The sequence below is a fragment of the Providencia sp. PROV080 genome (genome assembly GCF_033688105.1).
Classification (GTDB): Bacteria; Pseudomonadota; Gammaproteobacteria; order Enterobacterales; family Enterobacteriaceae; genus Providencia; species Providencia zhejiangensis.
Genome location: NZ_CP096346.1, coordinates 2,672,190 through 2,693,046 on the forward strand (window position 1 = coordinate 2,672,190; position 20,857 = coordinate 2,693,046).

Here is a 20,857-nt window from a genome sequence, read left to right on the forward strand (position 1 = left end):
TTTTTAAAAACCATACTGAATACAAATAAAATAACCATGCATAAACATGGTTATTTGATAATGAGAGAAACGACTTGTCATAAACTATTTTTGGCCGACTAAGCGGCAAATGCTCTCTGAAACCAAATAGCTTTTCTCGAAAGAACTTAATGGTAAGAACTCAAAACGAGAATGGAAATTCAACGCACCCGTGAAGTAGTTAGGCGTTAAAATCCCTCTTGCTGACAGAGCTGAACCATCAGTGCCTCCACGCATAGGAATAACATTTGGCTCGACGCCTTGAATTTTTAGCGCGTCAAAAATTAAATCAATAGCAGTACGGTCACTACCTAGTGAATCACTAATGTTGCTGTACACATCTTCTATTTTGAATTCAATTTTTGCTTTTGGATGACGTGCTCTTATCAACTCAACCACTTCACCGATATAACGCTTACGAGCTTCATAGCTATTACGGTCAAAATCGCGGATAGCCATTTTAATTTTTGCATTATCCGGATTGGCTACTAAGTCAGTCACATAAAAATAGCCTTCGCGCTGTTCTGTATGCTCAGGCGTATCAAAACGGTCAAAACAACCAATAAAGTCATGCGCCACACGAATTGGATTTAACAACACATTTTTTGCAGACATTGGATGTGCGGTTATTCCTTTAATCGAAACATCAATAGAAGCCGCATTAAAGGTTTCATAAACCACCTCGCCCAATGCACAGCAATCAATAGTGTAAGCGAAATCGACTTTAAAGCGTGACAAGCCCATGATTTTTGAGCCGCGCAACCCAATCTCTTCGTCAGGAACGAAAGCAACGTAGATATCGCCACATGCAAAATCAGCATATTGCAGTTTATCCATTAACTCCATAACAACAGTGACCGCCGCTTTATTATCTGCACCGAGTACACTCGTGCCATCACTAAAAATAATCTCTTCCCCTACATAAGGTGCCGCTTCTGGGTGCTCTGCTGTTTTAAACCAAATATCTTCTTGTGCATTCAAACACAGATCTTTACCTTCATATTTTAAGGTTTGAGGCTTAATGACGGGTGATAATCCAACATCTACGGTATCTAAATGGGTCACAAAACCAATTTTCGGTGCTGAAGGATTATTACCAGGGCGAACCGCGTACAAAATAGCATGATCATCGATATAAATATCTTTTAAACCATAGCTTTCTAGCTCTTTTGCCAGCAATTTTGCTAAGTCACGTTGCCCTTCCGTGCTTGGAACAACCGTTGCTGCTGCATCACTTTGGCTTTCTATTGCTAGATAGCGAAAGAAACGTTGTTCAAGCTGTTTACCTAATTCATTCATTTTTTTGTTCCTTTTACTCAATCCGCCAACTTATTTATGGCGTTGGTTGCCATGTGTAACCACTATCAAAACCAATTGGAATATCAAATGCCCAGAACAGATACAACGTCGCGGTTAATGTTACCAACAAGCCGACCGTGAACGGTATCATCATCGAGCAAAGTGTTCCAATACCAGCATTTTTGTAATATTTTTGGCAATACATCAAAATCAACGGATAGAATGGGAACATCGGTGTACTGACGTTCATCGCTGAATCACTCACGCGGAAAGCCGCTTGCGTTAGTTCCGGAGAGATCCCAACCGCCATCAACATGGGTACCAAAACAGGCGCCATAATCGCCCATTTGGAAGTTGCTGATGTGATCATAATATTCAATATTGCAGTCAATAAAATGACACCGAATACCGTCAATTCTGAAGGCATATCTAAGGTACGCAATAATTCAGCACCCGATAGCGCCAATAATGTGCCGAGGTTTGAGTGCTGAAATGAATATAGAAACTGCGCCGCGAAGAAAGCAAATACAATAAATGGAATTAATGACTTGGTGATATTTTCCATTGCCTTAACCACATCTTTGGTTGAGGTAAAGGATTTAGTCATATAACCATAAACAATACCCGGCAATGCAAAGAAAATAAACAGCAATGGCACAACAATTTGCATTATTGGGGCTTTCGGGCTAGTCAAACTACCGTCAGGACCACGTAATAATGAATTCTCTGGCCATAATAAAGCAAATAAACCAGCAGCCAGTGCAAGCACAACAAGGCCTGATACACGAAATGCTTTATTTTCTAACGGTGTAATTTTGCCTAAATTTTGCTCTGCGTCAGTATCAACTTGGCTTGTTGTAATTGGGCAGTTTTTATTTAGCCAAGGTTCGACAATTTTTTCAGTAATGAACCAACACGTAAAAATAACACCAAACGTACCACCAAGGCTGAAGAAATAGTTACATAAGACATTAACGCTATAGCCTGGAGCCATCATTTGCGCTGCATCTTGTGTAAAGCTCTGCATAATTGGATCAATGATTGAAGGTGTATAACTTGCTGTAAACCCACCCGCTAAGCCTGCAAAGGCGGCGGCTATACCTGCTAATGGATGACGACCACTTGCGTAGAACATCATCGCTGCGACCGGCATTAAAATAACATAAGCGGAGTCAGACGCGATGTGAGAAACGATACCCACAAAAACCACTGTTGGTGTCAGCATTTTTGGCGTAATAAACGAGAGCATTTTTTTCAAGGCTGTATTGATAAAGCCACTACTCTCAGCGATCCCTATCCCCAAAGTTGCAACGATTGTTATTCCAAGAGGTGGGAAGTTAATGAAGTTTTTCACTGCCGACGTAACGAATAATATGATTTCCTCATAGTTAAACATATTTACGACAGATATTTTTTCTTTTGACACTGGATGGTAGTAATTAAAATCTACAAATGAGAGTAAATAAGATAGAAACCAACAGATTATCAAGGCATAAATAAATAGCATTGTAACGTCAGGCATAACGTTACCAATACGCTCAACGCGATTTAAGAAGCCCTTTTTTTTAGGGAGTGTATTTGTTGTCATATTCGCAAGTACTTAAGTTATTAGAGTAATAAACTTTTACACACTAAATAACCCTTTATAAAAAGTAAAATACTTTCTTTCGAATATTTAACAGGATAAACCAGTTGCCCACACTTGCATTAAGATAATTTATCATTGCAAATTACTTAATGTTTTCCACTAAAATAGAACAGGCTTTTGGTAAGGGGAAATTCTTTAGCTAAGATATTAATGGCTATATTTTAACTAAAGAAATATAAGAAAAAGGAATGTGTAACATTCCTTTTTATAAAAAAAATTATTTAAAATATTCTACTCTCGTTTGAGTTTTTCGGTATTGGCGATATAAAGAGCAATCACTAAAACTAAAATCGCGCCAGCGTGAAGTAACGTCGTCATGGGGTCACTGTGATCGACAATAATCAAGCGTATCACGGCAGTAATACCGATATAGATAAAATACCTTAATGGGAAGTGGTAACCAGATAAAAAATATTTAGTTATCAAAGCAATAAACTCAAAATAAAGGAAATAGATGACAATTCCTTCTAATAATTCATAAGCTGTTGCTTCCTTCTGCCCACTAAACATTAAAGATGCCATGGTGTATGTTTCTTTAGCCAAAAAGAAAACAAGTACGATCGCTAATGCTATCAATCCAATATTCAGCACCCATTGCAACACCCATGCGATATTGCTGGCATGTCGCATATTTCTCATACTATTCATTAGTTAAATTTCCTAAACTAGGCGTCATATTACTATAGGGCATTCATCTATCTTTTTTATATCAAATAAACAGCGTTAAATGAATATCTATAACAAGTGATAAGTCTTTTTATTTATTGTAATCGATATTTATGACATTAACAGGATAGAAGGAAAACAAAACCGATAATATTTTGAATAGCTAGCAGCAACGCTCTCTACATAGTCTATTTATTCATCAACTTTATCATATCTTGCTCTGTCAGCATTGGTATTATTTCAATAAAGTAATAATAGTTAGGTTTGCTATCAACAAATATCTGCATAGCAAGATTAGCATGGCGACTTTCTGCAAATAAAGCGGCGGAAACATAATAAGAAGAAGGTGAATGAAAGTGATAAAATAAATGTGTACCACATCGCTGACAAAATGCACGTTCCCCCCACTGCGATGAGGCAAAACGCGTTACGCTATTTTCCCCTTCAATAATCACATCCTCTTTGCAATCAAGAGTAAAACTAGGGCTGCCATTCCAACGTTGACAGCTATTGCAATGGCAGACACTGATTTTATCGATAGGCTGAGACGTGACTATTTTTACCGCCCCACAAAGACATTGCCCCTGATACAGGGTCGTTCCTTTTTATTATTAACGTTGTTGTATCACTATAGAATCGGCTAATGAAAAAAGCGATTTTTTTTATGATGAATACGGAATTGTCGATCACTAAGACGACGGTCTGTATTCATTTCCTCTAGCTCTGCGCGATTGACTTCTACTCGTTCACGTAGTGATTCAATATCACCTGAATCTTGCATTTTATCCTGTTTCAATGAATATACTATTTTCACTTTTTCGTAATCATGCAAATTCACAGTATCCGTTGCTTGTGCAACGATAGAAGCACTAGTTAATAATGCAATAGCGATAAATAGCTTTGAAAAAAAACCTCTTTTCATTGGTCACCCTCCTGTTTCCAAGTATTTGTTTTAGCGCATTACCGCATCAAAATATACTGTCTGAAGGTAATCATTTGGAAAAAATTGTAAATTTTTTGGTGTGGTAGATTTTTTTATTTAAGAATAGGCTGGCCAAATAATAATAAAGTGGATGAAGCCGTTTAACTCACCCACTTTATTGATTCAGGAACACAATTAATGCATTGTGCTATTTTTTAGTCGATTTAGTGTTAATTTCTCTTAAGAGATACCAACAGAAATACAGTAAGGCAATAATCCCAATCCCTAACAGCAACCAGATAACAAGGATCATCCAATCAAAATTATTACCCTCTGAGCCATTGATGGTTAACTGCTCTTCACCACCTAACTCAATAACTTCTTTTGCGAGTGATAATTCAGGATAATTATGCATGAGCTGCTCAACCGTTAATGATTGCCCAATAAGCTCTTGGTAATTTAGCCCATCCATACTGGCGAGGTGACTCCCCCAAACTAATAAATAAGGCGACGCTCCTTGTACATTAAAAACTAAATTAACCGCATCTCGTTTTCCTTCTATATAAGGGGGCTTATCATCCCAGCTCCCTTTCAATGCCGTAATCCTCAGTTTTTTAATCATTAAGTCATTTAACGCTATCTCTGGGTTACGAGTTTGTTCTCCATTATTCACTTGATGGTAAGCAACCATATTTGTCAACGGTAGCCAATTTTCGCCTGAATTAGAGGCATATTCAATTTGTAATGGAATTACGCGATTTGTTTGTTGTAACTGAATGACAATTGAGCTCAATGGCTGAGGTGAAGGTAAACGGTAGATTAATTGATTTAAAGAGACACCTTCATTCTGAGTAATAAAACGACAAATTTCTTGCTGTCTTGTTGCATGGAATGTTTTACCAATTCCCTGTACTGTCTTGAGTTCAGGTAGGGTTGTATCTTTAGTCGTAACAATAATCACCATTAGATAAGGCGCACTTAGCGCTGAATCATTCCCCTTTAATAATTCAATTGTATTATTTTGAATAACACCGGCATCCGAGCTGAGATTCATCACTGGCTGATAAGCTGAAATATTTACCCAATGTTGTTTGTCATCACTAGCATAAATAAATGCTTTGCCTTGCCAATCTTGATCACTCTTTCCCCACTCTAAATTTAATGTTTGAGCAGGGAAAAGAGCTTGTTGATCCTGTTGGCGAGTTAAAAGATAAGCTTGATACCGTGTATCTTTCGACTGTTGCATAGAGGGTAATTCTAGGCGAGTCAGTTTATTCGGTATGGTTTCCACCAAAAGATACTGTTTATCGTCCTCTGTTTCTTCTTTTAAGTTTAATTGTTCTTCACGCGTCATTAAAGGCTGTAAAGAGAAACGAATTGGTGATGTTTGACTGCTTTCTTCTGAATCGTAAAAGAGCGCAGAAGGCACTTCCTGACCCGTACCGTTAAATACCCTGACATCTTGTAACGTTTTAGGGTAAGCAGAATTAACATAGGCTTCAACGGGAAGTTCAACCCAAGCAAATGGAATGTTATGACTGGACTCTTTTAACTCAACCCCCTGATAAAAATCATAAGGTGTTAATATTTTTTTATTTTCGGCATAAATTGTCCCCGAGAATAAGAGAAAAAAAGCTAGCATCACAAATACCAGCCAACTCCTTGGATTTTTATTTAGTTTCATCATCAGCCTCATTAAGTCCTTTCTCTTGAGCCATTTTTGGTGGTAGTGGAGAAAAATAACCAACAACTAAAATAAGTATTGCGACAACAATAAAGCTTATAGCGCGGAATAAACCGTCCTGCCCATAGATATCAACCAAGAATAATTTCACGACTACACAGGCAAAAATTCCCGCGCCAAACAGCCAACTGAGACGGTTTTGTTTGAGGCTGGCAAAAATCATAAAAGCTAAAGCAGCTAATGACCAACTAATAGAAAGAATAGTTTGCACCAAGCGAGAATCAAAGAGTGCTTGAGCATTCCAGTTAATCTCGGCAAAATCAGATATTGCTCGAAGCATAATGCCATTAAACCATAATATGCTCAGAACAATAGCAGCAAGACTTAATCCCCTAATAACCCAGAGATCGAACACCCTTATTTTTTTCAATTTTTGTACTAAACCACGACGCATCAATAGTAATGATGCGATGCTAAATAACCCAGCTTCATCTAATGGATTAATCAGAGGAACATAATTCCAGAATGTCAGTTTGCCATCCTCTAAATTAGCGACAAATGACAACACAATAAGCACAAGAATAACTGGCAAGAAGCTATACCAATAAATAATACCATTTCGCTTCATTGGTGGCATTTTTTGGCTTTGTAGCCAATACAACACTAGCGTCGTTAAGGTTATCGTCATGACATAAATAAAATAACCTAACTCATTCATCCCCCAAGGGAGGATCGCAACAAACCAATTCACTTGTGCCGCAATAAACGCGATGATTAGCCAAAATGTTGCGCCATGGAGAATACGTTGCATCCAAATATAATGCGCTTTTTGGGCATGCATGGCGAATAACACCGAACTACCCAACATGACGGGCCAAATAAGAGACCCCTCTCCTCTACCCATAGGGTTTTCATCTTGAATAAAATCTACGGCAAGATAGTAATACCCCACCAGCCAAATAAAGGACTGACACAATAATAGTGCAATCCAATCAGCTTTAATGGCTAATATTCGCCAGAGCCAGGCAGAAATAATCACTAATGCCATAATGATGAAGCTTTCAGATTCCCCACTCCAAGACAAAATATCCGTTATGGCTGGGAGCCAAAAATACCAAACGGCTAATCCTAGAAGTAATAACCCATGGCTCACAATATTGAAGTTGGTTGAGGTTTCACGTCGAACATGGAACATAGCCCCTGCACTAAAACAGGCTGCTAACAAAACAGGAACCATATAAACACTGGAACGGCTCCAAGTATATAGTGAGAAACCACCTAATAGCGTTATCGCACTCACTAAAATAAGCAATACTCCAACTGTCGCCAATTTTTTATTTTGTACCGAAAACCCATAATACAGCAGCAATAGCCCTTCAATAGACCAAATAATAGATGTCCATTCGAATGAAAGCGCCAAGGGTATCGCTAACGTGACAAAACTTGCCCCAATAATCATATTTCCCAATGCAAGTTCTTTTCCGGTGGCTGCATATTTTTTATGGATCCGGAAACCGGCCAATAAATAAAATGCGCCTAGCAACAATGCAACAAATGCAGGAACAACATTGATTTGCCAAGAAATAGCATACTGTATCGCAAGGCTAATAAAAGGAGGTACAAATAATAACGTATTATCAACAACTAATTGCTTATCATGTGGGTAACGTAAAGCAAATAGTTGCGTTAACACATTAAAGACAATCAAATTTGCAATAAGAAAAATTTGGCTAGAGACATAATAGTCAGTTTGATAGTATTCCCAACCCCATAGAACCGCGACAAAATAAGTCATAAACATACCGACTAGATTAAGCGGGCGCCAAGCTTGCCAGACACTAATAATTAAGATAGCGGCAGATAGCATCAAATAATAGGAGAAGAGAAATATATGATTACCACCCCCAGTAGACAGCAGGATAGGTGCTAAATATCCGCCGAGCGAGGCTAAAATCGCTAAGCTGATCGCTCGTTGCGATAAGGCAAGCACAATACTGGCGGCACAAATTATCAGCATTGCCACAAATGCCATGCCGTATGGCAGTAGCGAATACATTTTAAATGCTGCAATAACGGTTATATAAAAACACCCTACGGCGCCACCTTGTAATATTAATGCAAATAACGTCTTTTTATGCCGTAAATACCAACCGATACCAAGCAGTAACAAACAACCAATCGAACTGACTATTAAACGTAATTGTGGGGATAATACGTTATTTTGTACGCCAAATTTCAATAAATATGCGATACCAAAAAATAATAATAAAATACCGATTTTAGCAAGCGGATTACCTTTCCAAACCCAGCTAAAAAAGTGACTAAATAAAGACCAATTACTGTCATTTTGTAATTGCGTTTTATTATTTGCACGACGCTCAAAGCGATTAACATCCACGGATGTTTGCGATTCCTGTGCTGACATTATTACGCCAGTTTGCGAATGCGGCTCCAATGATGCATTTGTGGTTGAATGACCAGTTAAACTGTGTGGATAATGAGGAGTTTCTTGAAATAAAATTGGCGGTGTTTGTTTTTTTTCTGACGAGGCCATTTCCGCTGTATGGACTAGCTCCGATTGGCGATTTTCCGAGCTATCAGCATCAGGCTTTAACGCTTGTTCTAATGAAATAACGCGTTGATTTAACTCTGATAGCTGAGATCTCATTCGACTTACGCGATGCATCGCAATAATGGCAAGTATAGGTGAAACTACCATTAAAAGAATAACTACGAACCCTACTAGTATCAAAATATCCACAAATAGGCTTCCCTCATCATTAAATTAGCCAAAAAAAGAGCATCTAAATATTGGACTAGTGTAGATAGCATTCTACCTATTGCCAACTAGCTGTAATAAATTATTACAAATTAAAGCCAAGGCTGAACAATACCTCAAAATACTAGTCAAAAAAAGAGTTATTATGAACAGTAGGTCACTATCCGTAGTCGAGTCAAGACTGTTCTAAAATAGCGTTATTTTATTGTAAAAATGACCCTCATTTTATGTTTACTTATTATTAAGAACCTCTTTTTTTGTCATTAACGACCTTATTTAATAGATAATGATTATTTTTCCATATTTTCTAATTTATTTGTGATATTTATATATTTGCGTTATTAAAAATTAGCGCTAATTAATAATACAGTGAACACTACCACTAAAAGAGGTACTGCCCGTACACTTGAAATCAGCACAAATAAGATTATCTAAATAAGATAGTTTTTTAAGTGGTGAATTTTCGTGCGTCATAATTTGTCTATTCGGGTAATATTTTATTTCATCTCATGAGGACATTATGTTATTACAAGTAATAATGGCCGCACTTGGACCAATCATTCTCGGTTTAGCGGTCGGTTGGCTATCAGGAAAATACGGCTTTATAAAACGTGAATATTCCCAAGCATTTGCTGACTTTGTTGTTAAAATTGCACTACCTTTTGCCCTATTCCTTGCCGCAGCACAAGCCCCACCTTCTGTGCTGCTCAATATTGACTATCTATTAGCATTAGCTGTTGGCTTGATCGTTTCTTATATAATCGGTTTCTTAGTCGGTAAAGTTTTTTTTCGACATAATAAAAAAGACTCAGCGATGCAAGCGCTATCCGTTTCTTTCCCTGATATGGCCTACTGTGGGCCACCGGTGCTTTTAGCAACAGTAGGCTCATCTGGTCTTATTGCGATGGTGCTAGGAAATTTAATTTATACCATTATTATCATTCCTTTTACCCTGTTGCTGATTAGTGGCAAGCAACAAAACAACGGTATTTTAAAATCAATTGGCAAAGCCGTCGCACAACCGTTAGTGTTCCTACCTATTCTAGGTGCCTTATTCGCTATTTTTGGCGTTAAGTTACCTGAAATACTGCAAAACTCAGTAAACGAATTAGGTAAAACAGCGGGAGGGGTCGCATTATTCTTCCTAGGCTTACTACTGTCTGGAATTAAGCTAAAAATTAGCGTCGAGATCGTTTTCAACGTCTTTGTGAAGAACTTTGTGCAAGCTGCCTTAATACTGGGAACCGGTATTGCTCTTGGCTTACAAGGCGATATGTTAAAATCTGCCTTTATTATTGGGGTATTGCCGACAGCGACAGCCGTTCCAGCATTAGCCATCAGTAATAAGGCTTATACTGAGACTGCGGCAGGAACCGTATTACTCAGTACGCTCGCCGCTTTAATTTCGATTATTGGCGGTATTGCGATCGTTGAAGCGCTATAACACACAGGCAGGCTACTAATTAGCCTGCTTTTCTTTTATTTCTCCAGCCGCTTTCCTCACCAACGATTTGCCAGATAGATCACAAAAAAAGTATTATATGTCTAGATATGATGTTTTACTATTCAGGGAATAAATAATGCAAATTAGCGATGAACTAGCGTATGCAATCGCTTCCGTTACAGAAGTTGCAGCTTTAGCAGCTCACGATTGGGTGGGTAAACAAGATAAACATGCGGCAGATAAAGCCGCCGTCGAAGCAATGCGTAATCGCCTTAACGCCATTGATTTTCACGGGCAAGTGGTGATTGGTGAAGGTGAAATTGATGAAGCGCCTATGCTGTATATTGGGGAACAGGTTGGAAACCCTTCTGCAAAACAGAAGTTAGATATCGCTGTTGACCCTATCGATGGTACGCGTATGGTTGCCTGTAATGAACATAATGCGATTGCGGTGCTAGCCGCAGCCCCAACAGGCGCTCTTTTACAAGCACCAGATATGTACATGGAAAAATTGGTTGTCGGCAAAGAGGCTAAAGGTGCGGTCCATCTTGCCAATCCATTAGAAAAAAACCTTGAGAATTTGTCATCTGCACTCAATAAACCCATTGCTGATCTATCAATTGCTATTTTAGATAAGCCTCGCCACCAGCATATTATGCAAACACTACGTCATTTTGGTGTGAATGTTGTTACCATCCCCGATGGCGATGTTTTAGCTTCACTATTAGCTATATTGCCAGAGCAACCTATCGATATGATGTATGGCACGGGTGGTGCCCCAGAAGGGATTATTAGTGCTGCTATTGCACGTGCGCTAGGTGGAGACATGCAAGCCCGCTTAGTTACCCGAACTTTAGCGAAAGGCGATAGCCCAGAAAATAGATTATTAGCCGAACAAGAAGCGTTACGTTGCCAGCAAATGGGTGTCGCTATCGGCGAGATACTGACGTTAGAGACGATGGTCAGTACCGATGATGTTATGTTTGCCGCCACCGCCATTACTCCTACCGTATTAATGTCAGGGATCGCTTATAACGCGAATGGCCGTACTTCAAGTACACTATTAATTAATGGTAATAATCGTTCATTAAAAATAATTAACAACCGTCACTTCAACTAACGACCTCCCCTAAAACTGGTATTTTGGTTAAGTACCAGTTTCTTCACACGCATTTATTGCGTAAAGATAACTATACGATAGACATAATTGGCAATAATTTACGCCTTCACATTTCATCATTAATCTTCTAGTTTTATATAAGGACTCTCTTTAATCAATCTATAATGTCATCTAATAATGGAGTATTTATGAAATTGAAACCTTTTATTGCCGCTATCATTGCGCTGTCTAGTGTTGCGGCGTTCACAGTCCAAGCTAATACAAATTCAACAGCCTCTGTTGGTTTATCAGCTTCTGTCGAAAAGAAACTCAATGCGTATGAAGATATCATGGTAGATAAAGTGTGGGTGACAACAGAAGCACTTGATCAAGACAAAAAACGTGTTGACCCTGCCAATGAGCAAGTGGCTAATTTCTTCGGACTTGCGGAATACTACCCAGATGGTACTTTTAAGATGACCACTTTAGAGGGTAAGCCGAAAATGCAAGGTGACTGGTCATTCAGTGAAGATGGAAAAAGCCGTTCCCTTACCGCCAAAAATGATAAGGGTGAAGTATTATTTACTCGCGTTGTCGAAAACGTGACAGTGACCCCAGAGGAATACACTTACCGCATCTATCCATCACAAGACGATACCTCAAAATATGTTGATATCGTCCATAAAGTGAAAAAATAATTTTTCATAAATAACAAAAGGGCCTGTTTCGGCCCTTTTATTTAATCATCGAGCAATAAAATTCGTTTAATCACGCTCTAATGTCATACGATTTAACATTGGTGCGGTGACGACCATCAAAATCGCGATCACACCTGTAACAACACCTATTTTCAAGAACACATCACTGTACACCGCCAGAGAATCAACAGAACTCGTGAGTTCCCCTTTTGGCACTGCTGCCATAGAAGCAACATAACCAGCAATAAATGCCGCTGCGGAGTTTGTTAAGAACCATGACCCCATGATAAAGCCCATTAAACGTTGTGGAACTAATTGTGCCACCATCGCCAGACCTAAACCAGAAATCATCAATTCACCGATACTTTGGAAGCCGTAGCAGATGATCAACCAATTGACTGACACAATACCCGCTTCGTTAGCGAATTTTGCACCCAATGGCAACACAAGGAACGCCGCTGAGCAAAGCAGCATACCAATAGCAAATTTATGCGGCATCGGTAGATGGTCGCCCATCTTATTATAAATAGCCGCAAGGATCGGACTACCAATCATAATCCACAATGGGTTTAAAGCTTGATACTGTGCAGGCTCAACGCTGAAACCTAAAACTTCATGTTCAACGTTATGTAACGCAAAGAAGTTAAGAGATGTTGGCATCTGACTATACAAAACAAAGAACACAATCGCTTCTAACATCAGGATCAGCGCAACGATCATACGGCGACGTGCTATTCCCTCTAACGCGACCGTTTCTTTAATAAAGATAACAATGATACCTAATGAAATAATCCCTAGCGCTGCACGAGCAATATCCATGTTGTGCAGTAGCCAAGTTGAAATCGCAATCAGTGCAACAATACCAACGAGCGTGGCTAAGAGCTTTGAAATGACCATGGGTACAAAGTCAGGCTTAGAGCCATGAGCCGCGACCCATTTTTTGCACATAAAGAAGTTAATCAAGGTGATAACAAGACCAACAACACTGAGTGAGAATGCAATATCCCAACCATAATGTTTGGCTAACCACGGTGTTGCTAACATAGAGAAGAAGGAACCAATGTTAACAGCCATATAGTACATCGTGAATGCACCATCCAAACGTGGATCGTCTTTAGCATAACAGGTTGATAATAATGATGATGGGTTAGCTTTAAACAAGCCGTTACCTACGGCGATGGTTGCCAAACCGACATATACCATGGAGACATCATGGTCAGAATAGGCCACTAAAGCATAACCGGCGATTAAAACCAGCGTACCAAGCACAATAACACGTTTAGTACCTAGGATTTTATCACCTAACCAGCCTCCTATCGCCACAAAGCCATATACTAAAGCAGCAAAAGCAGAAAACAGCGTAATTGACTCTGTTTCTGACATTCCCAGCACTTGGCTAAGATAAATAGGAAGGATCCCCTGAAGACCGTAATAACCGAAACGCTCCCAGAGTTCGATGGAGAATATAAGATAGAACGAGCGAGGTTGCTTAAACGCGTTAAGACTGATTTCCTCTTTGTTGTTAGTTGTGGACACTAGTTACCTCTATGACAACCTGTACGTAAGCAAAAAGCAAAATGGGGTACTGTCTGTACCCTCAGCATTGTTATTGTCTCAAGAATTAAAGTTGAAAAATCCAAACTTTGCGGGCTAATGACGTCAAAATCCCTGACTTTAGGCTCCATAGATTTAACCTTCAAAATTAACATCTCTGTGTGTAAAACGATGTTTATGAATCACAAACATAAAATTCAATGAGTTAAAGCAGATTTGATTATTTATTCAACATTTATAGGGATAAACACCGCTAGGAATGCGAAAATCAATTAAGCAATATACGCTATTTATGCACCAAAAATAAAGATTTAGCTAGCACTAATTGCCCTATCAATAGTTTTATATCGTGATTAAGCTCACTTATACAGCCAGTTCCCCCATCCAAGATGGACATTAATTAATCAATTGTATATCATATGTTAAGCATATTGTTCTGATTTAAAGCGCATAGCGACAAAATTTATATCTCTTTGGTGCTAATGTGTAAATCAACTACACATTCTTATTTTTACTTCCATAAAACAGCCGTTGAATAGCGCTATTCGTCAAAACGTGTCGTTATCTCACACACAATAATTTGATTAAAAATAAATCAACATAGAATATGAATAACAATGCAGACAACTAAGATGAAAAGGATAACGGGGGTTGTTGAGAGGAAATTTAGATAAAAAAAAGCCCAGCAAATCGGCTGGGCATAATGCATTCTACTTAAGGATCTTCGTTGCTACGAGTGAAACTCTCACTACTTAGATGCATTATTGCATTACTTCATGTAAAGAAATGAATATTGAGGGTAAATATATGAATGTTTACGCAAGCAAACAGATATACTTACTAATAAGACCTCTCACCCTTAATAAAGGTTCATAATTTTTTCTTATTTCCTTGAAAAAATTCTCTGTTGACATCACCGAGCACGCTGTTCACGAAAAACGTCCTAGTTATATTCATTATTGCTTAAGTGAAAACAGCAAGTTAACCTACTCGTAGAAAAAACGATAAAAGGGTCTCCCGTGAAAAATTTTTTGTTATCGCTGTTTATTATTTTCAATGCCTTCGCGCTGCACAGTTACGCTGATCCAGCGCCTCAAGATAAACAAAAACTGTACGAAAATGCACAAAATGGGCAGGCCGAGGCACAATTCAACCTTGCTATGCTATATCAATCCGAAAACCAACTTGCCGATGCGGCTAAATGGTATCGTTTATCCGCAGAGCAAGGATTTACAAAGGCACAAATTAATCTCGCCCTTATGTATCAACAAGGTAAAGGGGTAGATAAGAATGAAGAGCAAATGCTGTTATGGATGAAAAAAGCCGCCACCGCCGGTGATCCACTCGGTCAGTTAAATATGGCCGAATATTCTTTAACGGGGATACATAATTTACTGCCACAAAACAAACAGCACGCTGAAGAGTGGTTAGTTAAAGCCGCAGCACAACATTTCCAACCGGCTGAATTGATGCTGGCTTATTGGTATGAAAAAGGTATTGCAGTCACTGAAGATCCGCAAAAGGCCCAGCAAATCTATCTATCGTTGGCGAAACAAGATCAACCTCAAGCACTTTATCTATTAGGTTATCAGGCCGCGACTGGCATGTATGATAAAGTGAACTATCAACAAGCTTATCACTATTTTTCACGTTCAGCGCAGCTTGGTTTCTCTCCTGCACAAAATAGTTTAGGTATGCTGTATCTGCATGGACAAGGCGTCAAACAGGACATTAAATCTGCTATAAAATGGTTAACTTTGGCTTCTGAACAAGGTGAAATTTCGGCGCAATTTAACCTCGCTTTGATCTATGCTCGAGGCGATGGTGTAACTGCTGATCAAGCAAAAGCTTGCCACTGGTTTATTCGTGCGGCACAACATGGCAGTGCTGACGCGCAGTATGCCACTGGTGCCTGTTACCAATATGGCATGGGCGTCAATCAGGATGATAAAAAAGCACTGTATTGGTACAAACTCGCCGCCGCACACGGCAATGAAAGAGCAGAGAAAAAAGTGTTGATACTTGAAAATAATTTAAAAAAATAGTGTTAGTTGTCTGCATAAAAATCACGTTATGCAGACGCTAATGATAAGCTTATTTTTGAACCGCGCGATAGATACGCTGAGGACGCCCTACCTTACCATACTCAATTTCTGCCTCTATTTTGTGTTGTGCCAAGCAGTACTCTAGATAACGACGCGCTGTAGTACGGCTGAGCTTGATAGTTTCCGCAATTGTTTCCGCAGTATGCTCCGCTTCTGGTTGCGTAAATAGTGACAAGACTTTTTCTAACGTTAACCCATCGATACCCGTTGGCAGTTCCTCTTTCGCTTCACCGCGTGCATATGTGTTAAACATATCATCAATTTGGCTCTGATTCGTTTTACGGCTCGCCTGCAAGACCGATTTACGTTGAATATAGCGATCCAGTGTCTGACCTAATCGCTCATAAGCAATAGGTTTCACCAAATAATCAAAAACCCCTAAACGAATCGCTTCAGAGACGGTTTCCATATCACTCGCCGCCGTTGTAAAAACAATATCTGCACTATTTCTTTCTTGGATTAATTCATGAACCAAATCTATCCCCTTTCCATCAGGTAGATAGTTATCCAGTAAGATCAGGTCAGGCTTCATATATTCGATCATTTTTTTGGCCTGTGCCAAGTCCCCTGCCACCCAAACTTTATCGCAAGCAGGATAGGATTTAATGTATTCGCCATGCATCTCAGCGAGCAGCAGTTCATCTTCCACAATGAGGATTTTTATCTTCATCATTTTATATCTTCACTTTTGGAATAAAAATTGAGAATAGAGTACCATTTGGTTGATTATCTTCAATAATAATCACACCATTACATCTTTTGACATACGAAGCCACCAGATACAAGCCGATCCCATGCCCATCGACAGACTCCGTTTTTGTCGTTATGCCCCTTTCATACCATTTATCTTTTATTTCTGAAGGGAAACCACAGCCTTCATCAGCCACTTCAATAACAAACTCATTACCTTCATCTGAGAGATATAATTCAATCTGCTTGTTTCCTTCCTGACTTTTTAGGCTTGCTTCAAATGCATTATCCAAAAGATTACCTAAAATTGCACAGAATTCAGTACTGCTTAATAACGGTGGGAGTGAACTCAATTGGCAACCCGGCGTGAACACCAACTGCAACCCGAGTTCTCTGGCTCGGTGATATTTTCCAAACAGTAGACCTGCGACCTGTTTATCTGCAAATTGTTGACGTAGCGCATCAATGAGATGCTGTTGTGACTCTGATTCCCCCTTTATCATTGCCAATGCTTGGTCATACTCCTTCATTTGCAATAGACCACTCAGTGTCGACATCCAATTAAGGTGCTCATGACGTAATGAGCGAAGATTCTCAACGTATTGACGCACTTGTGTCAATTGTGAGTTGAGGGATTCAATATCATTTTGGCTACGAAAGCTAATCACCGCACCAATGAGATGATTTTCATCTAATAAAGCAATGCGGTTAGCGATAACATTCAAACCATTAAATGAACAAATAACATCATGCTGCGTTGTTGCGATATCATTAATAAAGAAAGTCTCTGGGGTAATCAACTCACTCACTGAACGCCCAACTAAATGGTTCAAGGGTTCACTTAACGAAAGCATTTTACGTGCATTATGATTGATATTAATGATCTTCCCTGCGCAATCAACAGCAATCACCCCTTCAAAAACCGCTTCAAATATTCCTTTTTGTACGACAACCATTTGTGTAATTTGCTCAGGTTCCATCCCCAACATTTGCCGCTGAATCAAGCGAGTAAAGGCCCATGATAGGAATAACAAAATCACTAACACCCCAAAAAACATGGCTCCCGTCTGAACCAATAATTCACTTCTGGATGTCTCTATTTTATTAGTGAGATAACCAATAGAGACAACACCTATCACTTGATTGTTTTCATCAAATATCGGGGTTTTCGCGCGAACGGCATTGCCTATAGAACCTTCCCCACCGATAAAATAGCTTTCCCCCCGCTCTAATGCACCGGGTTTGTTCCACTGCATCTTGAAGCCAACTTTTTCTTCATTGGGGTGATATAGGCGTAGCGAATTTTCATCCCCGATGACCACATAATCATAGTCAGAATCTTGATTAAGTTTATCCGCAATTATCTTTAATTTTGGGATATCGCGTGTCTTAACAGACTGAATAATACTCTCCATGGAGGCGATCAACTTCGCTTGGCTCATTGCAAGTGAGCGAATATTCGCCATTAAACGATTTTCAGCGGTTTCGGTGAAGTACTTACCCAAACTAAACGTCAACACAACGGAAACGAGTAATAAAAGAAAGAAAACTCGCACAGAAAAGGATATCGAGTGGCTTTTTCTAAATGGAGACCGCGGGTACTCTTTTTTCATGGATATCCTATTACCTACTGAAAAGTAAAAATATTGTTACACGAAAAAACACCGATTAGCGCATTATGAAGCTAATTGAGCTCACGAATAAGAGACATATTAATAATTAAATACATTAAAACCAAGCAATAAACAACATATCCCATAATTAAACACATTAAAACCATAAAACAAATACAAACTCCTTTTAGAAACATGAAATAGGTCAAATATAATAATGAGATAATCTTTAATATTAATATCGAACAGGGTAATTAAATAAAAAGCTAATGAGTTATTTATTAAATTAATATCCGAACTTTTATTTAATTAACTTTAACATTAGTAACAACTTAAAAACATCTCTATATGAGATGCAGGATACTAATATGTTCGAAAACATAACGTTTAACCAAGTAAAACGTCATGAGAACAGAAAACTAGCTGAAATAGCTCAGTTTTTAAAAGAAAACGATTTAGATATAGATTCCAGTATTGACGTTTTTATTACGATTACGCGTAATGATCAATTAATTGCGTGTGGCGGCCTCGCTAAAAATGTTATTAAATGTGTTGCAATTAGTGATCATGTTCGTGGTGAAGGTTTAGCGTTAAAGCTAGCAACCGAATTGGTTAACCTTGCCTATGAAAATAATACGACTCACTTATTTATTTATACTAAAACACAAAATGAAAGTTTATTTCAACAGTGTGGATTCCATACCCTAGCCACCGTGCCGAATATTATGGTGTTAATGGAGAACAGCTGTTGTTATCTAAAACGCTATATTAAAAGTTTAAAAGCCCAGTATAAAGAAGGCAAAAAAATTGGCGCGATTGTGATGAATGCCAATCCATTTACTTTAGGGCACCGCTATTTAATTGAAAAAGCAGCCAAATCCTGTGATTGGCTTCATCTTTTTGTTGTCAAAGAAGATACCTCACGCTTCCCTTACAGCGTCAGATTACAGTTAATTGAAGCAGGCACTCAAGGAATAGAGAACCTTACCATTCATAGAGGCTCTGAATACATTATTTCTCGAGCAACTTTCCCGTGTTATTTCATTAAAGATAAAGCGGTTGTTGATAATTGTTATACCGAAATCGATATTAAAATTTTTCGACAATATATTGCCCCCGCACTTGGTATTACTCACCGTTTTGTTGGAACAGAGCCTTTTTGCAAAGTCACTCATCAATATAACGAAGACATGCGCTTTTGGCTCGAAACTCGCACGCTCAACTCCCCACCTATTGAGCTGGTTGAATCTCCGCGAATGGTCTACGACGGCACGGCAGTTTCCGCCTCACAAGTACGTAGGCTACTTGCTAAAAAAGATCTGGCGGCGATCAAGCCGATTGTGCCTGAAGCAACCTATCACTATTTAGAGAATATGTTAGCTTCCCGCTCACCATCTGCCTCTCACCGCATCGAAAATTCTGAATTAGTCACAGGTGAACTATGAAAATACTCCACGCAGCCGTTGCTGGCACGCTTGAATCAAGTGATGTCATGGTACGAATAGAACCCTTAGAAGACACCCAAGAAGTCTCGATACAAATCAGCAGTAGTGTTGAAAAACAGTTTGGCGATGCAATTGAACACGTGGTGCTTGAGCTAGTTAAACAACACGACATCCAAGGGGCTCAAATTATTGTTGACGATAAAGGCGCTCTGGAATGTGTTCTTAGAGCACGCTTAGAAGCTTTATTTGCCAGAGCTGCTGACATAACTGCCTTACCTTGGGAGGAGCAATAATGACTCCACAACAAAAAAATCGCACCCGTAGAAGTATGCTATTTGTGCCTGGCTCCAATGCGGCCATGCTAAGTAATGCCTTTATTTACAAAGCGGATGCTTTGATGTTCGACCTTGAAGACTCTGTCACACTCCGTGAAAAAGATACGGCTCGTCGCTTGGTTTATCATACGCTACAGCACCCGCTATATCAGGACGTTGAAACGGTTGTACGTGTGAACGCCCTTGATTCGGCCTTCGGTGTCGCTGACTTAGAAGCCGTTGTTCGTGGTGGTGCCGATATCGTACGTCTGCCAAAAACAGATACGGCGCAAGACGTTATTGATATCGAAAATGAAATCTTACGTATTGAAAAAAGCTGTGGTCGTGAACAGGGTAGCACCGGTTTACTCGCAGCAATTGAATCACCCATGGGGATTACACAAGCAGTCAATATTGCTCACGCATCACCCCGACTTATTGGCATCGCATTAGGTGCTGAAGATTATGTTCGCAATTTGCGTACCGAGCGGTCTCCAGAAGGCATTGAACTCCTCTATGCTCGGTGCGCTATTTTACAGGCAGCGCGTTCAGCAGGTATTCAAGCATTCGATACCGTGTACTCTGACGCGAATAATGAACAAGGCTTCTTAAAAGAAGCTGCTCACATTAAACAGCTTGGTTTTGATGGCAAATCCTTAATTAACCCTCGTCAAATCGAGCTACTGCATAACCTTTATGCCCCAACCCAAAAAGAAGTGGATCATGCTCAACGTGTTGTTGATGCAGCTAATGCTGCTGAGCAAGAAGGTCGTGGTGTCGTTTCATTAAACGGGAAAATGGTTGATGGCCCAGTGATTGATCGAGCACGTTTAGTCCTTTCACGAGCGGCATTATCAGGAATTCGGGAAGAGTGAGGCA

Annotated in this window: 17 protein-coding genes; 7 read left to right on the forward strand and 10 right to left on the reverse strand. The window is 39.3% G+C overall.

The window, feature by feature from the left end; translation table 11 throughout:
- Positions 1-84: 84 nt before the first annotated feature.
- From pepT to M1F03_RS11895, 7 genes are all read right to left on the reverse strand, one after another.
- A complete protein-coding gene (gene pepT / locus M1F03_RS11865; RefSeq protein WP_318839937.1) occupies positions 85-1,317 on the reverse strand; it encodes a peptidase T in 1,233 nt (410 codons plus the stop codon).
- Between the two features lie 34 nt (positions 1,318-1,351).
- Positions 1,352-2,905: an AbgT family transporter gene (locus tag M1F03_RS11870; protein ID WP_251464400.1), complete on the reverse strand. Its 1,554-nt coding sequence runs from the start codon at positions 2,903-2,905 to the stop codon at positions 1,352-1,354.
- A 291-nt stretch (positions 2,906-3,196) separates the two neighbouring features.
- Positions 3,197-3,613, reverse strand: a complete 417-nt coding sequence (psiE, locus tag M1F03_RS11875) for a phosphate-starvation-inducible protein PsiE (RefSeq protein WP_154624556.1) — start codon at positions 3,611-3,613, stop codon at positions 3,197-3,199.
- 206 nt (positions 3,614-3,819) lie between these two features.
- The gene (locus M1F03_RS11880) at positions 3,820-4,224 is read right to left on the reverse strand and encodes a GFA family protein (RefSeq protein WP_154624557.1); all 405 of its coding nucleotides are present in this window, start codon (positions 4,222-4,224) and stop codon (positions 3,820-3,822) included.
- Positions 4,225-4,271: 47 nt separating this feature from the next.
- On the reverse strand, positions 4,272-4,553 hold the full coding sequence (locus tag M1F03_RS11885; protein ID WP_154624558.1) for a hypothetical protein: 282 nt from the start codon (positions 4,551-4,553) through the stop codon (positions 4,272-4,274).
- Between the two features lie 208 nt (positions 4,554-4,761).
- Positions 4,762-6,240 (reverse strand): DUF3999 family protein, encoded by a 1,479-nt coding sequence (locus tag M1F03_RS11890; protein WP_247047951.1) that lies wholly within the window; start codon positions 6,238-6,240, stop codon positions 4,762-4,764.
- On the reverse strand, positions 6,224-8,905 hold the full coding sequence (locus M1F03_RS11895; RefSeq protein WP_318839938.1) for a DUF2339 domain-containing protein: 2,682 nt from the start codon (positions 8,903-8,905) through the stop codon (positions 6,224-6,226). Before M1F03_RS11895 ends, M1F03_RS11890 begins: the two co-directional genes overlap by 17 nt.
- Positions 8,906-9,536: 631 nt before the next feature.
- Here M1F03_RS11895 and M1F03_RS11900 point away from each other — a divergent pair.
- From M1F03_RS11900 to M1F03_RS11910, 3 genes are all read left to right on the forward strand, one after another.
- Complete coding sequence (locus tag M1F03_RS11900; RefSeq protein ID WP_154621835.1) at positions 9,537-10,460, forward strand: AEC family transporter; 924 nt, start codon at positions 9,537-9,539, stop codon at positions 10,458-10,460.
- A 136-nt stretch (positions 10,461-10,596) separates the two neighbouring features.
- A complete protein-coding gene (gene glpX / locus M1F03_RS11905) occupies positions 10,597-11,580 on the forward strand; it encodes a class II fructose-bisphosphatase (RefSeq protein ID WP_154621836.1) in 984 nt (327 codons plus the stop codon).
- A 188-nt stretch (positions 11,581-11,768) separates the two neighbouring features.
- Positions 11,769-12,257, forward strand: a complete 489-nt coding sequence (locus M1F03_RS11910; RefSeq protein ID WP_154621837.1) for a DUF4822 domain-containing protein — start codon at positions 11,769-11,771, stop codon at positions 12,255-12,257.
- 66 nt (positions 12,258-12,323) lie between these two features.
- Here M1F03_RS11910 and dtpA read toward each other — a convergent pair whose 3' ends face one another.
- Entirely contained in the window at positions 12,324-13,793 is a 1,470-nt protein-coding gene (dtpA, locus tag M1F03_RS11915; RefSeq protein WP_251464402.1) for a dipeptide/tripeptide permease DtpA, read from the reverse strand.
- Between the two features lie 1,037 nt (positions 13,794-14,830).
- Between dtpA and M1F03_RS11920 the strand changes: the two genes are divergently transcribed.
- On the forward strand, positions 14,831-15,856 hold the full coding sequence (locus M1F03_RS11920; RefSeq protein ID WP_251464403.1) for an SEL1-like repeat protein: 1,026 nt from the start codon (positions 14,831-14,833) through the stop codon (positions 15,854-15,856).
- Positions 15,857-15,905: 49 nt separating this feature from the next.
- Here the strand turns inward: M1F03_RS11920 and dpiA are convergent, their stop codons facing one another.
- Both dpiA and dpiB read right to left on the reverse strand, forming a co-directional pair.
- Complete coding sequence (gene dpiA / locus M1F03_RS11925; protein ID WP_154621838.1) at positions 15,906-16,589, reverse strand: two-component response regulator DpiA; 684 nt, start codon at positions 16,587-16,589, stop codon at positions 15,906-15,908.
- Position 16,590: 1 nt separating this feature from the next.
- Complete coding sequence (gene dpiB, locus M1F03_RS11930; protein WP_154621839.1) at positions 16,591-18,219, reverse strand: sensor histidine kinase DpiB; 1,629 nt, start codon at positions 18,217-18,219, stop codon at positions 16,591-16,593.
- 368 nt (positions 18,220-18,587) lie between these two features.
- Here dpiB and citC point away from each other — a divergent pair, with 368 nt between their 5' ends.
- The 3 genes from citC to citE are packed head-to-tail and all read left to right on the forward strand — an operon-like array spanning position 18,588 to position 20,853.
- Positions 18,588-19,664 (forward strand): [citrate (pro-3S)-lyase] ligase, encoded by a 1,077-nt coding sequence (gene citC / locus M1F03_RS11935; protein ID WP_163862286.1) that lies wholly within the window; start codon positions 18,588-18,590, stop codon positions 19,662-19,664.
- Complete coding sequence (citD, locus tag M1F03_RS11940; protein ID WP_154622461.1) at positions 19,661-19,957, forward strand: citrate lyase acyl carrier protein; 297 nt, start codon at positions 19,661-19,663, stop codon at positions 19,955-19,957. The genes citC and citD overlap by 4 nt, the downstream gene beginning before the upstream one ends.
- The gene (gene citE, locus M1F03_RS11945) at positions 19,957-20,853 is read left to right on the forward strand and encodes a citrate (pro-3S)-lyase subunit beta (protein ID WP_154622462.1); all 897 of its coding nucleotides are present in this window, start codon (positions 19,957-19,959) and stop codon (positions 20,851-20,853) included. Before citD ends, citE begins: the two co-directional genes overlap by 1 nt.
- Positions 20,854-20,857: the final 4 nt, after the last annotated feature.

Bases quoted from the DNA above. Each gene is read 5' to 3' on its own strand.
- citD (WP_154622461.1), top strand. From the start codon at position 19,661: ATGAAAATACTCCACGCAGCCGTTGCTGGCACGCTTGAATCAAGTGAT.
- M1F03_RS11870 (WP_251464400.1), bottom strand. From the start codon at position 2,905: ATGACAACAAATACACTCCCTAAAAAAAAGGGCTTCTTAAATCGCGTT.
- dpiA (WP_154621838.1), bottom strand. From the start codon at position 16,589: ATGATGAAGATAAAAATCCTCATTGTGGAAGATGAACTGCTGCTCGCT.
- M1F03_RS11900 (WP_154621835.1), top strand. From the start codon at position 9,537: ATGTTATTACAAGTAATAATGGCCGCACTTGGACCAATCATTCTCGGT.
- M1F03_RS11910 (WP_154621837.1), top strand. From the start codon at position 11,769: ATGAAATTGAAACCTTTTATTGCCGCTATCATTGCGCTGTCTAGTGTT.
- M1F03_RS11885 (WP_154624558.1), bottom strand. From the start codon at position 4,553: ATGAAAAGAGGTTTTTTTTCAAAGCTATTTATCGCTATTGCATTATTA.
- glpX (WP_154621836.1), top strand. From the start codon at position 10,597: ATGCAAATTAGCGATGAACTAGCGTATGCAATCGCTTCCGTTACAGAA.
- psiE (WP_154624556.1), bottom strand. From the start codon at position 3,613: ATGAATAGTATGAGAAATATGCGACATGCCAGCAATATCGCATGGGTG.
- M1F03_RS11890 (WP_247047951.1), bottom strand. From the start codon at position 6,240: ATGATGAAACTAAATAAAAATCCAAGGAGTTGGCTGGTATTTGTGATG.
- M1F03_RS11895 (WP_318839938.1), bottom strand. From the start codon at position 8,905: ATGAGATCTCAGCTATCAGAGTTAAATCAACGCGTTATTTCATTAGAA.
- citC (WP_163862286.1), top strand. From the start codon at position 18,588: ATGTTCGAAAACATAACGTTTAACCAAGTAAAACGTCATGAGAACAGA.
- citE (WP_154622462.1), top strand. From the start codon at position 19,957: ATGACTCCACAACAAAAAAATCGCACCCGTAGAAGTATGCTATTTGTG.
- pepT (WP_318839937.1), bottom strand. From the start codon at position 1,317: ATGAATGAATTAGGTAAACAGCTTGAACAACGTTTCTTTCGCTATCTA.
- dpiB (WP_154621839.1), bottom strand. From the start codon at position 18,219: ATGAAAAAAGAGTACCCGCGGTCTCCATTTAGAAAAAGCCACTCGATA.